The sequence below is a fragment of the Rickettsia sp. MAE-05 genome (assembly GCF_057319745.1).
Map to the genome: position 1 here is coordinate 249,932 of NZ_JBLTIO010000002.1, position 14,152 is coordinate 264,083.

Genomic DNA, 14,152 nt, shown 5'->3' on the forward strand with positions numbered 1-14,152 from the left:
TATGGCATATATTGAAGGTAATACGGGGAAATGGGAATATGTAATAGGGCTTGAAATCCATGCTCAAATTTCCTCAAAGTCTAAGCTTTTTTCAGGAAGTAGTACTATTTTTGCAGCAAGTCCAAATTCGCAGGTTTCCTATGTTGATGCAGCAATGCCCGGAATGTTACCGGTATTAAATAAGCATTGTGTACACCAAGCAATTAAAACAGGGCTTGGGCTTAAAGCTAAAATAAATAAATATTCGGTATTTGATCGTAAAAATTATTTTTATGCTGATCTGCCCCAAGGTTACCAAATCTCGCAATTTTACTATCCTATAGTGCAAAACGGAACTATGGAAATACCGACTAGTACCGGCGATCTTAAAACTATTCGTATTAACCGTTTGCATTTAGAGCAGGATGCAGGTAAGTCTATGCATGATCAATCACCACATTACAGCTTTATCGATTTAAATCGTGCCGGTATTGGACTTATGGAAATTGTGACCGAACCTGATATATCTTCACCGGAAGAAGCTGCTGAATTTGTAAAAAAGCTGAGAAATTTGCTACGTTATATCGGCAGCTGCGACGGTGATATGGAAAAAGGCTCAATGCGTTGCGATGCTAATATTTCAGTAAGACGTAGCGGCGAACCACTCGGCACAAGATGTGAAATTAAAAATATTAATTCAATTCGTAATATTATTAAAGCAATAGAATTTGAAGCTAAAAGACAAGTAGATTTGCTTGAAAACGGTGAAGCAATAATTCAAGAAACACGCTTATTTAATGCCGATAGCGGTGAAACAAAAACTATGCGTTTAAAAGAAGAAGCACTTGATTATAGATATTTTCCTGATCCTGATTTATTACCGCTTGTTATTTCTGATGAGTTAATAAATGAACTAAAAGCAAACTTACCTGAGCTGCCTGATCAAAAGATTGAAAAATATACGAAAGAATTTGGCTTAAGTAAATATGATGCCGAAGTAATAGTAGCCGATGAATCGGTTGCTGAGTATTTTGAGAAAGCAGCAAATGAATGTAACCCTAAAATGCTTACTAATTGGCTAACTAGTGAGTTGTTCGGACAATTAAACAAAGCATCGATAGGAATAAATGAATGTAAAATTACTCCTAGTAACTTTGCAAAACTGGTAAAATTAATAGAAAATGATACTATTTCTGGTAAAATTGCAAAAACCGTTTTTGAAATTATGTTTGAAACCGGTAAAGCACCTGATAAAATAGTAGAGGAAAAAGGACTGATGCAAGTTTCGGATAATAACGTGCTGAACACAGTAATTGACGAGGTAATAGCTGAAAATCCTGAATCAGTAGAGGGTTATAAAAGTGGTAAGGATAAATTATTCGGTTTCTTTGTAGGCCAGGTAATGAAAAAAACCGGCGGTAAGGCTAATCCAACCCTTGTGAATCAGCTTTTAAAGGATAGGCTGGATTCTTGAAGCTATTACTCCGGTAGGTATTGCCCACGTGATAAGTTTTCCCGTCATTGCGAGCGAACTCAAGTAGAGCGTGGCAATCTCATGAAATAGTATAACACTTCTGAGATTGCCACGTCGATGCTACGCATATCCTCGCAATGACAATTCGGCACATGACACATACTCAAACTTAAAACATTATTTTTATGAAATTTCTAAAAATATTTTTACTATCTTTCTTACTAATTTCTTGTGATAAAAAAGAAACGGAAAAAACTTTAATAGTCGGTACTGCCGCAGATAATCCTCCTTATGAATTCATCCAAGACGGGGAGATTGTTGGGATTGATATTGATATTATAAAAGCAATAAGTGAACGTCTAAATAAAAAAGTTATTATAAAAAACTTCGACTTTAACGGTTTACTTGCAGCTTTAGTTAGTGAAAATATTGATGTTGCGGTGGCGGAGCTTTCCGTAACACCGGAGCGTTCCGAATATATCAGCTTTTCCGATAATTACGCTACTGCAAGATTTGCCATAATATATAGAACAGGCGATAATATACAAAATAGCAAAGATCTAGAGAATAAAATAGTAGGGGTACAACTCGGTAGTGTTTTAGAAAAAAAAGCACAAGATCTATCACAGACAATGAATATTAAAGTTCATTCTTTAGCAAATCATTTAATGTTAGTTGAAGAGTTAAAAGCCAGAGTCATAGATGCTATTATTTCTGAGGAATTTCAAGGCAAAAAATTAAAAGAAAATAATTCAAATTTAGAAAGCAGTACTTTAGAAGAATTTTCATCAGATTTTGCTATAGGTATGTCTAAAAACTCAGGACTAATTAATGAAATTAATGAGGCAATCGATTCATTAAAAAAAGACGGAACCATTAACAAAATTATGAAAAAATGGCTGGGACAGTAACAGAAAGTCAATTTAAAGATACTATGAGTCGATTCCCCCAGGGAGTGACTATTATAACAACAAATTGTAATAACGAGCTTTTTGGCTTTACTGCTAGTTCTCTTACTTCTGTATCTTTAAAACCACCGTTAATATTATTTTGCCTCAATAAAAACTCTTTTAGTATAAACAGTTTTCAGAAAAGTGATAAATTCGCAGTTAGTATTTTAGCAGAGAACCAAATTGATATCTCAAAACATTTTGCTAAATCACAACCTAATAAATTTACAAAAATTGCTTATGAGCTTGGCAATAAAACCAATTGTCCTTTAATAAACGGTGCAACTTGTTATATAGAATGTACTAAATATGCTTCTTACGATGCCGGTGACCATGTTATATTTATTGGTGAAGTAATAAATACTGCTATTAAAAATGATTTAAAGCCTCTATTATATTTTCATAAATCTTATACAAATTTACAATAAATCAAACATGATTAATATCGGTCTTAGCGGTTCTACCGGTAAAATGGGAAAAACCATTACAGAGAGAATAGATAAATTTAAAGATTGCAAAATTTCAACAAAATTTAATAGTACTAATAATTTAGATGATTTAGATAATTTTTGTAAAAATTCTGATGTAATCATCGATTTTTCTACTCCTGAAATATTAGAAAAATTAATTAATTATGCATTAAAACATAATACAAAATTAGTAATCGGAACCACAGGACTTCAGCCTCAACATTTTAAGCTTTTAGAAAAAGCAGCTCAAACTTTACCTATTTTATATTCTGCAAATATGAGTATCGGGGCTAATTTGCTCAGCTATTTAGCAAGAAAGGCAACAAAAATACTAGATGATTACGATATTGAAATTCTAGAAACGCATCACCGTAATAAAAAAGATTCACCCTCAGGAACTGCTATTATGCTTGCTGAAACAATTGCAAACGCACGAGACTTAGATATAACATTTAATCGCGGTAATAGACTAAGAAGAAAAGAGGAAATAGGTATTTCCTCATTTCGTGGCGGGAATGTTCACGGTATACATGAGATAGCTTTTTTAGGTGATGATGAAATAATCACTTTAAAACATGAAGCTTTGAATAAAAATTCTTTTGCTATTGGTGCAATTAAAGCTGCTATTTGGCTGCAAGATAAATCCCCTGCTTTATATTCAATGCAAGATATTTATAATTATAGCTTGAAAAAGAGCGCTTAAAGGGCTATATTTGATTATGTAAATAACATAATCCTAAGGTTACTTATGATCGATTATACAAAAACTTTAACTGCCACCTCAAAGAATAAAACTTTTGATGAAGGCTTAAGAAAATACATGCTTAAAGTATATAATTATATGGCTTTAGCACTTTTACTAACCGGTGTAGCAGCTGTAACAACCGTATCTGTTGAGCCGCTATATAATTTAATGTTTCAAACAGGCTTCGGCACTATTATAATGTTTGCTCCGCTTGGGATTGCTTTATATTTCTTTATGGGCTTTGGACGTATGAGCTTGCAAACGGCAAAAGTATTATTTTGGGTTTATGCTGCTTTAACCGGCATGTCGCTTGCATATTTAGCTCTTATTTATACCGGTGCCTCGATAGCTCGTACTTTCTTTATTTGCTCTTCCGTTTTTGGAACAATGAGTTTATACGGTTATAGTACAAGTAGAGATTTAACATCTATGGGTTCATTTTTTGCAATGGGTCTTATAGGTCTTATCATTGCTTCATTAGTCAACTTGTTTCTAAAAAGCTCAGCTCTTTCTTTTGCTACTTCTCTTATTGGAATAGTAGTATTTATGGGATTAATTGCTTGGGACACACAAAAGATTAAGTCTATGTATTACATGGCAGGAAACGATGAAGTAGGACAAAAGCTTTCTATTATGGCAGCCTTTACTTTATACTTAGATTTTATAAATCTTTTCCTATATCTAATGAGATTTTTAGGCAATAGAAGAGATTAATTGGTATCCTTTTTGCAAAGTCATGATTTATTTATGGCTTTGTTTTTTTCATTGTCATATCACGATCAAATCTATAGTACCGAATAGTTTTTAAAAAGACCTCGATGTTATTCCCCACAAAAGCGAGGCCTTGTTGTATGGATACCGACTCCTCATTGTGAACGGTCTAAGCGAGTTGGCGTTGTTGCGTGGATACCGATGTCATTCCTGCGAAAGCAGGAATCCAGCATAAAGCGAGATAAATTGAGCTTTTAATTTCAAAAATTTTCTGTATTTATACTTTTTTCTGGATTCTCGCTTTTAGCTAAGAATAACATAAAGAGCATTTACCGGTCCACGCAACAATGCCAAGCTAGTTCGACAATCCAGAAAAAATAATAAAAAAATTTTGTAAATTAGAATTTTTTTCTTCCCTGCAATTAATAATAATTAATTAATTTATATAATAAATTTTTGAAGCATTAGTTAATATAATCAGGTTATTTTATGTCTAAAGAAAAAACTCAACAGGAATTATTATTACAAGAGCAACTTTTTAAAGCCTTGAAAACAGAAGATACAGCATTGAATGCCAAAATATCTAGAGCCTGCGAAGCCATTGCCTCATCTGCTATTGACCTTTCTAATGACCAATCCCCTGCTACTGCAAGTCTATATGTTAGTCAAATGAAATTAGCTGATTTGGATGGTCGAGGTTTGGCTAAAGCCACAACAATAATAAAAAACTTGTTTCCAGGAGATAAACACCGGGAATTCAGAGAAATAATCGATGCACCTCTTTTACAGCATTTAGTTATGGAAGAGGCAATTGAACGACAAGTTGGATTAGATGATAGCCGATATAATGCAGATTACAGAAAACTTGAAGAAATAAGCAATCCTAATGACCCTAAAAAAGCAATTGATGCTATGCTACGTGATAAGAGGGTGGCACAGCAAGCTGAGTTTGAGGAGAAAGGAAAAAAGGCAGCAGGAGTTTCTGCTGGTTATGTTGCTAAAGATGAGCTAGGAAATACTTTTATTTTAAAACATTTTTATAAAACTCATGCCGCATGCCAAAAAATACAAAATAATAAGGCACGGAAACAGGCTATTGCTGACCGAAGAGACGGGGTACAAGAATTAATAGGCTCTACCATGTATCAATTTTTATTACATGATCGAGCACCAAAAGAAGGACTGGTAAAAGCAGATGAAAAACACCCTGATTCACTTTATGTACGTTCTAAATTTTTTGATAATGCTGTAACACTAACAGAATTTTCCGGTTTATCAGATCAAACTAGAGTCAGAGCTAATGATCAAAATTTAAAAAAGCTAGAAGGATTTGAAAAAGCCATAGCTGCTTGTCATATGCTGGGGGAAGTAGATTATCATGCTGGTAATTTAATGGTGCAGGATGGTAAAACAATAACCAAAATTGATCATGGTCGCTCTTTTTTAGCATTTCATAAGGATTTTGGCAGTATGATCCAATCAACAAATGAAATGTTTGCACATCCTGGAGTCGGCTACAATGCTGCTATCAAAGCAGGTAATTTCTCATTTAGTATCGATAAATATAGCGAATCGTTAAATCAGATGATAAGTCAATTTGATGAGAAACAGATGGAAGCAATAGTTGATCAAAAAATTGATGAATTAAAAAAAGCCGGGTTTGATCCAAAAAATATTGCGTTATCCACTAATATTAACAATTTTGATGATTTGAGGAAACACTATAAAGGCAGTATAAAAGAAAATCTTGTTAATATGCAAGAAGTGGCCAAAGGAGCTGAGATAGTAACAAAATTCAGTAATGTCTCACCTGAATTTAAAAATGGCAGTTGGTTAAAGGCTTTCGCTAATTCACCTGTAAAAGACCCGGTACTCTATGCAATAAATAATAACATTACAATTGAAGGTAAAGATGCTAAAGAGTGGGCGTATGAAAATAATTACCAAATTAAAACTTCTATAGGCTTGAAAAAAGAAATAATCAAGGAACAACAATGGAGCAAAGATTTAGAAGGAAAATGGAAAGAAACAGAAGTTGAGGTTAAGAAAGATAAAGTAGAAGTACAAATTTCTGATCCTGTAAAATCGATGCGTACACAAGACAAATCTACAGGCGAAAAGTTGGAATCACTAATTGTTGATTTTACAAAACAGGCAACAACTAAAAACGTAACAGATAAAGAAGTAGCAAAATTCTACGACAATATAATGAAAGAGCTAAAAAAAGAAAATTATCTTACCCAGCAGGATATTGAGGGTATAAAGAAAGATTTAAAATATCAGGATAATATCGAAAACACGACCAACTTATTAAATGCTAAATCTTTCAACTTAAATTCCAAAGATACTATATATTACAAGGTAGGAAATTTTTGTGAAAAGATAGGTTTATCTAACATTTCAAACTATTTTATGAAAAAAATTTCTCCTGAAAATTTAAATAAAATTCATGATACACAGAAGCTGATAGCAGAAAGTATAAAAATTGGCAACATATTAAAACAAAAAGGAAATCAAGGCATTCAGCCAAAAAGAGTAGAAGCGGTAAAAGAAATTGCACTCTCTAAATTACAAGCTAAAAGGGAAAATCAGAAACAAAGATAGGCATTGTTGAGGATATGCCTTAAACGTCATTGCGAGCAGTCACGGTATTTTTGCGTGGTTCTGTTTCATCGTCATTGCGAGGAAATTACGAAGTAATTGACGAAGCAATCTCAAGCAAAATTCCTGAGATTGCCACGTCGGGACTACGTCCTTCCTTGCAATGACGAGAGATTTCGATGCCACGCAATACTACGTGGGAATGACTATTGTAAAAAGGAAGCTTTACTTATATTTTTATTCTTTAATATAAGTAAATTTATTTACAATAATATTATTTTTATATAAAGTATTCATTAATCAACATTAATTTGCTAGGTAACATATGCGGATAATGGTCATGCCTCCATATTGCAGTTACGCCTATTAAAAAGCTATACGTTCAATAAGAGTACCAATAACCTTATCATGAATATCCAATGACTTGGAAAAGCAGATTGTCTTACGTGCAAGCCTCTTGCATCTCGTTCTAAGGTTCAAGTTACTTCGTTCTATCCGTTGAGTGTATTTTTTACTGATAATATGCTTTTTAGGGTCTAATAACCTAGCATAACTCCCCCATCCATCTGTATAGTAAAAAGTCACCTTGAAATTCTCTAGTTTTTTCAGTAATGATTCTAATGTGCTATCACATCTTGTACCAAACGTATAAGCAACTACTTTTAACGAAATCTTATCCAAGGCATACCAAAGCCATCGTTGTCTGGATTTATTCTGTACATAAGACCATTGTTCATCTATCTCAGGAGCAATAATTACTTCTGTTGTACTGATAGAATGATTTATTGTTTTTAATACTAGATTTTTTTAAAACACGGATAACTGTATTGATACCCACTTTTAATACTCTTACTGTATCTCTAACTCCAGAGCCGTTGATTGACATTTCTACTATTTGCTCCTTAACTCCAGGCTTAGATGCATTATTAATATACTCCAATTGAAAATATCGATTACACCGCTTGCATTGATATCTCTGTTGTTTTGAAATTGAATATCCTGACTTTATTACTTCTTCTGTGTTGTTACAATATCTACACTTAACATCTATTTTTGCCATAACTCCTTAACTATAATTCTCTCTTATTACTGTTTGAGGATTATAGACTATTTACTCTAAACTGCAATACGGAGGCACGACCCTCCAAATGTATTTTGGATATCTCTTGCCAATTTAGATTTCAAGAAAGGAGCACCGGTAAAAAAACTTATTATATCAAAAGGACAAGTATTTTCAGGTGAAGTATCGGAGCATTTTGTTCCTGAAAAACCTTTTAAATTTTCATCGACACAATAAAAGTACAAAAATTAGATTTACGTCCAAGATAAAATCGTCTTTTATCTTGGCTAATTGTTATTTCATATTCTTAAGAATCGACGGTGATAGCATAATGCTTAGCTCTTTTAGAGCTTTATCTTCTACATAGCTTGGAGCGTTCATTAGTAAATCTTCAGCTTGCTGATTTAAAGGAAATGCAATTATTTCTCTTATATTAGTAGCTTCTGCGAGTAGCATAACGATTCTGTCAATACCGGGAGCTATTCCGCCATGTGGTGGAGCACCAAACTTAAATGCTCTAATCATACCGCCAAATCTCTTATCAACTTCCTCCTCACTATAACCTGCTATGGAAAATGCTTTATACATAATCTCAGGCTTATGGTTTCTAATAGCACCGCTGGAAAGCTCAATACCGTTACAAACAATATCATATTGATAGGCGTTAATTTCTAATAACTCTTCAGTAGTTTTAGCTTGCTCTAAAGCATCTATTCCACCCTGCGGCATAGAAAACGGATTATGGCTAAAATCAATTTTTCCTGTGTCTTCATTTAATTCATAGAATGGAAAATTGGTAATCCAGCAGAATTTAAAGCAGTCTTTTTCGAGTAAATCAAGCTCTTCACCAAGTCTTATTCTAACCTTACCTGCAAGCTTTGCAGCTTTTTCTTTTTTATCACTAGCAAAAAATACGGCATCACCGTTACTAATACTAGCTGTAGCTTTTAGACTCTCTAATTGCTGCGGGCTTAAGAATTTTGCTACCGGTCCTTTTGCTTCACCGGTTTCACTAAACTGAATATAGCCAAGTCCACCTGCTCCTTCGGATATTGCAAACTCTATCATTTTATCGAAGAAACTACGAGGCAGTGCAGCTGCCTTAGGGGCAGGAATTGCACGAACAATACTACCTTTTTTGATATTCTCTCTGAAAATCGTAAAATCGGAATCTCTAAATATCTCAGTTACATCAGCAATTATAATAGGATTTCGTAAATCAGGCTTATCAGAGCCATATTTTAGCATAGATTCATTGTATGGAATACGAACAAAAGGAGTCTCTGATACTTTTTTAGCCGTGAATTTAGTGAATAAATCATACATCACAGGCTCAATAGTACTAAATATGTCTTCCTGTGTAACAAACGACATTTCTACATCTAGCTGATAAAACTCGCCAGGCGATCTATCGGCTCTTGCATCTTCATCCCGAAAACAAGGAGCAATTTGGAAATAACGATCAAAGCCTGATACCATCAATAACTGCTTGAATTGCTGAGGTGCTTGCGGTAACGCATAGAACTTACCCGGATGCATTCTACTCGGTACTAAGAAATCTCTAGCACCTTCAGGTGAACTTGCCGTTAAAATCGGTGTTTGAAATTCAGTAAAACCTCTTGCCGTCATCAAATGACGAATATGAGAAATAATTTGTGAGCGGAGTATTATATTATTATGCAATTTCTCACGTCTAAGATCTAAAAAGCGATGTTTAAGCCTCGTCTCTTCTGGAGCATCTTTTTCGGTATTAATAACAAAAGGTAGAGTATCTGCAGCTGATTCAACAATAAATTCACCTGCTAAGACCTCAATATGACCTGTCGGAAGCGTATCATTAATAGTATCATTTGATCTTGCTACAACTGTACCCCTTACCGTAATTACCGACTCATAACGCAAACGACTTGCATCTTCCATAAGCTGCTGGTTTTGATCGGTAAACACGATTTGAGTTATACCATAATGATCGCGTAAATCTATGAAAACTAGATTACCGTGATCTCTTCTTCTATGTACCCAACCGGATAATTTAACTTCTTTCCCAACATCGGATATTTGTAATTCGTTACAATTATGAGTTCTATATTTATGCATTTTCTACGTATATTTCTTTCCTTTATACATATACATAAAATTACAGAGTTTCGCAAATAAAAACTAAAGTTTTATCTTGCCAAAATTTTATCTTGATATTGCAGCAGCTTTTGGCTTTGATGGGAGTTGCTGATGATTTTGTTGCTCCGGTTTTACTTGATTTAACTCACCTTTAATCCATTCATATATTGCTTTCTTAGGGTTTTTAATTATCTCTGCAACATTTTCTACTAGATTTATTATTCCTTTAACTAACGATAATACATCTTTTGCTATTTCACCTATAGAATTATTACCTGCTTGTAGTTTTTCTTGGTCTTTATTGGACAAATTACTACGTATGTTATTCATTCTTGATTTAAGCTCATCTTGTTCTAGCTCTTCTTTTGTAAAATGTGACTTAAGTTTTCTATCAACAATTTTTTGTTCTTCCGGAGTTAAATTTTTGTATTGATCAACAAGCTTATTAACTTTTTCTTGTTCTTCCGGTAGTTTTGAAATATTTTCAGCAATATTTGGCATTTGTTTCCCTTATAAAGTTAAAACATATTAATTTTGCCCATTATATATTTTTTAACTTTATACAAGAAAAACTTTAATAAAAATTAACCTTTGAACGCAGCCTTAATACCTAGAAAGTCTAAAAAATTTCGTAATTCTTGACGTGCAAGTACGTGTGAGCTATTAAACGCTCTATCATATTTTGCAGTTTTTAGATCAAGTAATGTTAGACCTTGTAAAAATAACTCCCTATATATTACACGTTCACTAAATCCTTCTGCGAGTTTAAAGTTAATTCTTTTAGCAAGTTTAGCTAATACATTCCCTACGCGTCTTTTATTTAATGCATCAAGATTACTTAAACGATTACGCAGTATTACCCAATCTATACTAATTCTATCACGACTAGCACGCTCCATTTTCTGCTCCCAAATCATTTGACTATATATTGATGGGCTAATAATTTCATCTTTGCTGTCGACTTTTGCTATTACGTCTAAATCTAGAAAGCTGTCATTAATCGGTGTAATAATTGTATCGGCGTAAGAATGAGCAACTCTTGATAAAGGAGTATGACTGCCTGGGGTATCAATCACTATATAATCGGCATCTTGATTATTTTCTAGTACTTTCTCAAAACTCTTGACTTGCTCTTCTATCTCTCCTTCAGATATATGAAAATGTTTCGGTACTAATACCGGTTTATCAGGATTTTGCTGATTATATAAATCTCGATTTTTTAAATAGCTGGTTAAAGAACCTTGACGTGAGTCGGTATCAATACTTACTACCGAATAATTTTGATAAAGCAGAGCTATTATTAGGTGCATGCAGCAGGTAGTTTTACCTGCCCCGCCTTTTTCATTACCTATAACAAATATATAAGGTTTATTTATTGTGTTCATAATTATATTCAGAATAAACAAATAGCAAATAGATGACTTTTCGTCTGAGCTACGGAAAAACTGTAAGTTTTGTACGTACGCAATCTCAGGAGTTTGTTATTATTGCATGAGATTGCCACGCAGCCTATGGCTGCGTAGCTCATGACGACTCGGTTTCTACGCAACAAAGCGACTCTAGAATAACGTTAAATATATTCTTTAATAAATTTCTCAAGTAGTCTCACGCCGTACCCCACTGCCCCTTTCGGACCGAGTGCTGAAGCTTTATTACTATTTGCAACACCTGCTATATCTAAATGAGCCCAATCTACTCCATCTTTAATGAAACGTTTAATGAAATGTGCAGCCGTGCAGCTTCCGGCAGCTCCCGGTACGTTCCCTATATTTGCCATATCGGCTATGTCGGAGTTAATCATTGCATCGTACTCATCATGAAGCGGCATTCTCCAAAGTTTTTCATTAACTTCTTCCCCTACTTTTATTAACTTATCAGCTAACTCATCATTATTGGAAAAACAACCAGCATATGTACTACCGAGTGCTACAGTTATTGCTCCTGTTAGAGTTGCAACGTCAATCACGCATTTAGGCTTAAATTTTTCTTGTGCATACCAAACTGCATCAGCAAGTACTAAACGCCCTTCTGCATCGGTATTTAAAACTTCGGCAGTTTGCCCTGACATAGTAGTTACTACATCCCCTGGACGCTGTGCATTACCGGACGGCATATTTTCGACAAGCCCTACAACACCGACTATATTTACAGGTAATTTTTGACCTGCAACCGCAATCATAGCACCCACGACTGCTGCAGAACCTCCCATATCGTATCTCATTAAATGCATATTACTTGACGGCTTTAAGGAAATACCGCCTGTATCAAAAATCACTCCTTTACCAACCAAAGCAATAGTCGGAACATCTTTACTGCCGCCTTTATATTCCATTACTACTAATTTTGACTCGTTTTGTGAACCTTGACCGACCCCAAGTAATGCACCCATACCAAGATTTTTCATCTCACGTTCACCGATAACGTCAACATCTACTCCGAACGGTTCAAGTATATCAACTATTCTTTCAGCATAAACTTGCGGAGTTTTAATATTTGACGGTTCATTACATATATCCCTTGTAAAAAATACTGACTCAGCAATTAATTTTTTGACTTCAAATAATTTTGCTGCTTCAGTACTATTATCGGTAAAAATCTCAATTGACTCTACTGCAAACTTCTCTGCTTCTTTTAAGGTAGTTCTATATTTATCAAATCTGTAAGAAGCAAGAAACGCCCCACTAGCAACTAAAGATGCAAATGTTTGAGATGTAAACCTGCTAATTCTATTTGTAAGTTTTAAGCCGATAGTAGAAATTTTAGCACAAATTGCATGTTGTAAGATTTTACCGCCTAACTCTTCAATTTTTGCTTCAGTTAATTTTTCTTCATTCCCAAGACCTGCTATTATCAAATATCTAACCTCGCCTGATTTAATGACAGACGGAATAACTTTAATCTGTCCATATTTACCGGTAAATTGCAGTTTATTCTGAATAGTTTTAGAAATTAATCCGTGATGTTGTTGATCAAGTCCTATTAAATTACTATCAAGCTTTAACTGTTCATCAATAAAAACTACTAGACCCTGATTAGTAGATAATTCTTCATTCACAAAATTTATGTTAAGCATACTCATTCCTTATATTACTTTTGACTTTGGATAATTCTATTTATCTTGATAAAACTTTGCAAGTATTATAATTGATTTAAAACAAAATCTCATTAAATAGCATTTGACAAATGTTAATGTTTTTTATATTTTGCTGACGAATTAGTTAAATTTAAGGGTCGTGCCTCCGTATTGCAGTTTAGAGTAAATAGTCTATAATCCTCAAACAGTAATAAGAGAGAATTATAGTTAAGGAGTTATGGCAAAAATAGATGTTAAGTGTAGATATTGTAACAACACAGAAGAAGTAATAAAGTCAGGATATTCAATTTCAAAACAACAGAGATATCAATGCAAGCGGTGTAATCGATATTTTCAATTGGAGTATATTAATAATGCATCTAAGCCTGGAGTTAAGGAGCAAATAGTAGAAATGTCAATCAACGGCTCTGGAGTTAGAGATACAGTAAGAGTATTAAAAGTGGGTATCAATACAGTTATCCGTGTTTTAAAAAAATCTAGTATTAAAAACAATAAATCATTCTATCAGTACAACAGAAGTAATTATTGCTCCTGAGATAGATGAACAATGGTCTTATGTACAGAATAAATCCAGACAACGATGGCTTTGGTATGCCTTGGATAAGATTTCGTTAAAAGTAGTTGCTTATACGTTTGGTACAAGATGTGATAGCACATTAGAATCATTACTGAAAAAACTAGAGAATTTCAAGGTGACTTTTTACTATACAGATGGATGGGGGAGTTATGCTAGGTTATTAGACCCTAAAAAGCATATTATCAGTAAAAAATACACTCAACGGATAGAACGAAGTAACTTGAACCTTAGAACGAGATGCAAGAGGCTTGCACGTAAGACAATCTGCTTTTCCAAGTCATTGGATATTCATGATAAGGTTATTGGTACTCTTATTGAACGTATAGCTTTTTAATAGGCGTAACTGCAATATGGAGGCATGACCAATTTAAGT

General features: G+C 33.9%; 11 protein-coding genes and 2 pseudogenes. 7 read left to right on the top strand and 6 right to left on the bottom strand.

What is annotated here, in order from left to right:
* The first annotated feature begins 1 nt into the window (after position 1).
* The 6 genes from gatB to risK1 all read left to right on the top strand — a co-directional run bounded on the left by gatB (position 2) and on the right by risK1 (position 6,933).
* Positions 2-1,453, top strand: coding sequence for an Asp-tRNA(Asn)/Glu-tRNA(Gln) amidotransferase subunit GatB (gene gatB, locus ACNFN7_RS04905; RefSeq protein WP_485441076.1), 1,452 nt, complete (start codon positions 2-4; stop codon positions 1,451-1,453).
* Between the two features lie 185 nt (positions 1,454-1,638).
* Positions 1,639-2,364, top strand: coding sequence for an ABC transporter substrate-binding protein (locus ACNFN7_RS04910; RefSeq protein ID WP_485441077.1), 726 nt, complete (start codon positions 1,639-1,641; stop codon positions 2,362-2,364).
* A complete protein-coding gene (locus ACNFN7_RS04915; protein ID WP_485441078.1) occupies positions 2,349-2,831 on the top strand; it encodes a flavin reductase family protein in 483 nt (160 codons plus the stop codon). The genes ACNFN7_RS04910 and ACNFN7_RS04915 overlap by 16 nt, the downstream gene beginning before the upstream one ends.
* 7 nt (positions 2,832-2,838) lie before the next feature.
* Complete coding sequence (gene dapB, locus ACNFN7_RS04920) at positions 2,839-3,576, top strand: 4-hydroxy-tetrahydrodipicolinate reductase (RefSeq protein WP_485441079.1); 738 nt, start codon at positions 2,839-2,841, stop codon at positions 3,574-3,576.
* Between the two features lie 45 nt (positions 3,577-3,621).
* Entirely contained in the window at positions 3,622-4,332 is a 711-nt protein-coding gene (locus ACNFN7_RS04925) for a Bax inhibitor-1/YccA family protein (RefSeq protein WP_485441080.1), read from the top strand.
* A 486-nt stretch (positions 4,333-4,818) separates the two neighbouring features.
* A complete protein-coding gene (gene risK1 / locus ACNFN7_RS04930) occupies positions 4,819-6,933 on the top strand; it encodes a T4SS effector phosphatidylinositol 3-Kinase RisK1 (RefSeq protein ID WP_485441081.1) in 2,115 nt (704 codons plus the stop codon).
* A gap of 363 nt (positions 6,934-7,296) precedes the next feature.
* Here risK1 and ACNFN7_RS04935 read toward each other — a convergent pair.
* The 6 genes and pseudogenes from ACNFN7_RS04935 to ACNFN7_RS04960 form a co-directional block, all read right to left on the bottom strand.
* Positions 7,297-7,990 (bottom strand): annotated as a pseudogene (locus tag ACNFN7_RS04935) (IS1 family transposase).
* Positions 7,991-8,046: 56 nt separating this feature from the next.
* Positions 8,047-8,235, bottom strand: a complete 189-nt coding sequence (locus ACNFN7_RS04940; protein ID WP_485441082.1) for a hypothetical protein — start codon at positions 8,233-8,235, stop codon at positions 8,047-8,049.
* 49 nt (positions 8,236-8,284) lie between these two features.
* Entirely contained in the window at positions 8,285-10,087 is a 1,803-nt protein-coding gene (gene aspS / locus ACNFN7_RS04945) for an aspartate--tRNA ligase (RefSeq protein WP_485441083.1), read from the bottom strand.
* Between the two features lie 87 nt (positions 10,088-10,174).
* Entirely contained in the window at positions 10,175-10,609 is a 435-nt protein-coding gene (locus tag ACNFN7_RS04950; protein WP_485441084.1) for a DUF3106 domain-containing protein, read from the bottom strand.
* 83 nt (positions 10,610-10,692) lie between these two features.
* On the bottom strand, positions 10,693-11,493 hold the full coding sequence (locus ACNFN7_RS04955; RefSeq protein ID WP_485441085.1) for a division plane positioning ATPase MipZ: 801 nt from the start codon (positions 11,491-11,493) through the stop codon (positions 10,693-10,695).
* Between the two features lie 185 nt (positions 11,494-11,678).
* Positions 11,679-13,181 (bottom strand): leucyl aminopeptidase, encoded by a 1,503-nt coding sequence (locus tag ACNFN7_RS04960; protein WP_485441086.1) that lies wholly within the window; start codon positions 13,179-13,181, stop codon positions 11,679-11,681.
* 238 nt (positions 13,182-13,419) lie between these two features.
* Here ACNFN7_RS04960 and ACNFN7_RS04965 point away from each other — a divergent pair.
* A pseudogene (locus ACNFN7_RS04965) lies at positions 13,420-14,113 on the top strand (IS1 family transposase).
* Positions 14,114-14,152: the final 39 nt, after the last annotated feature.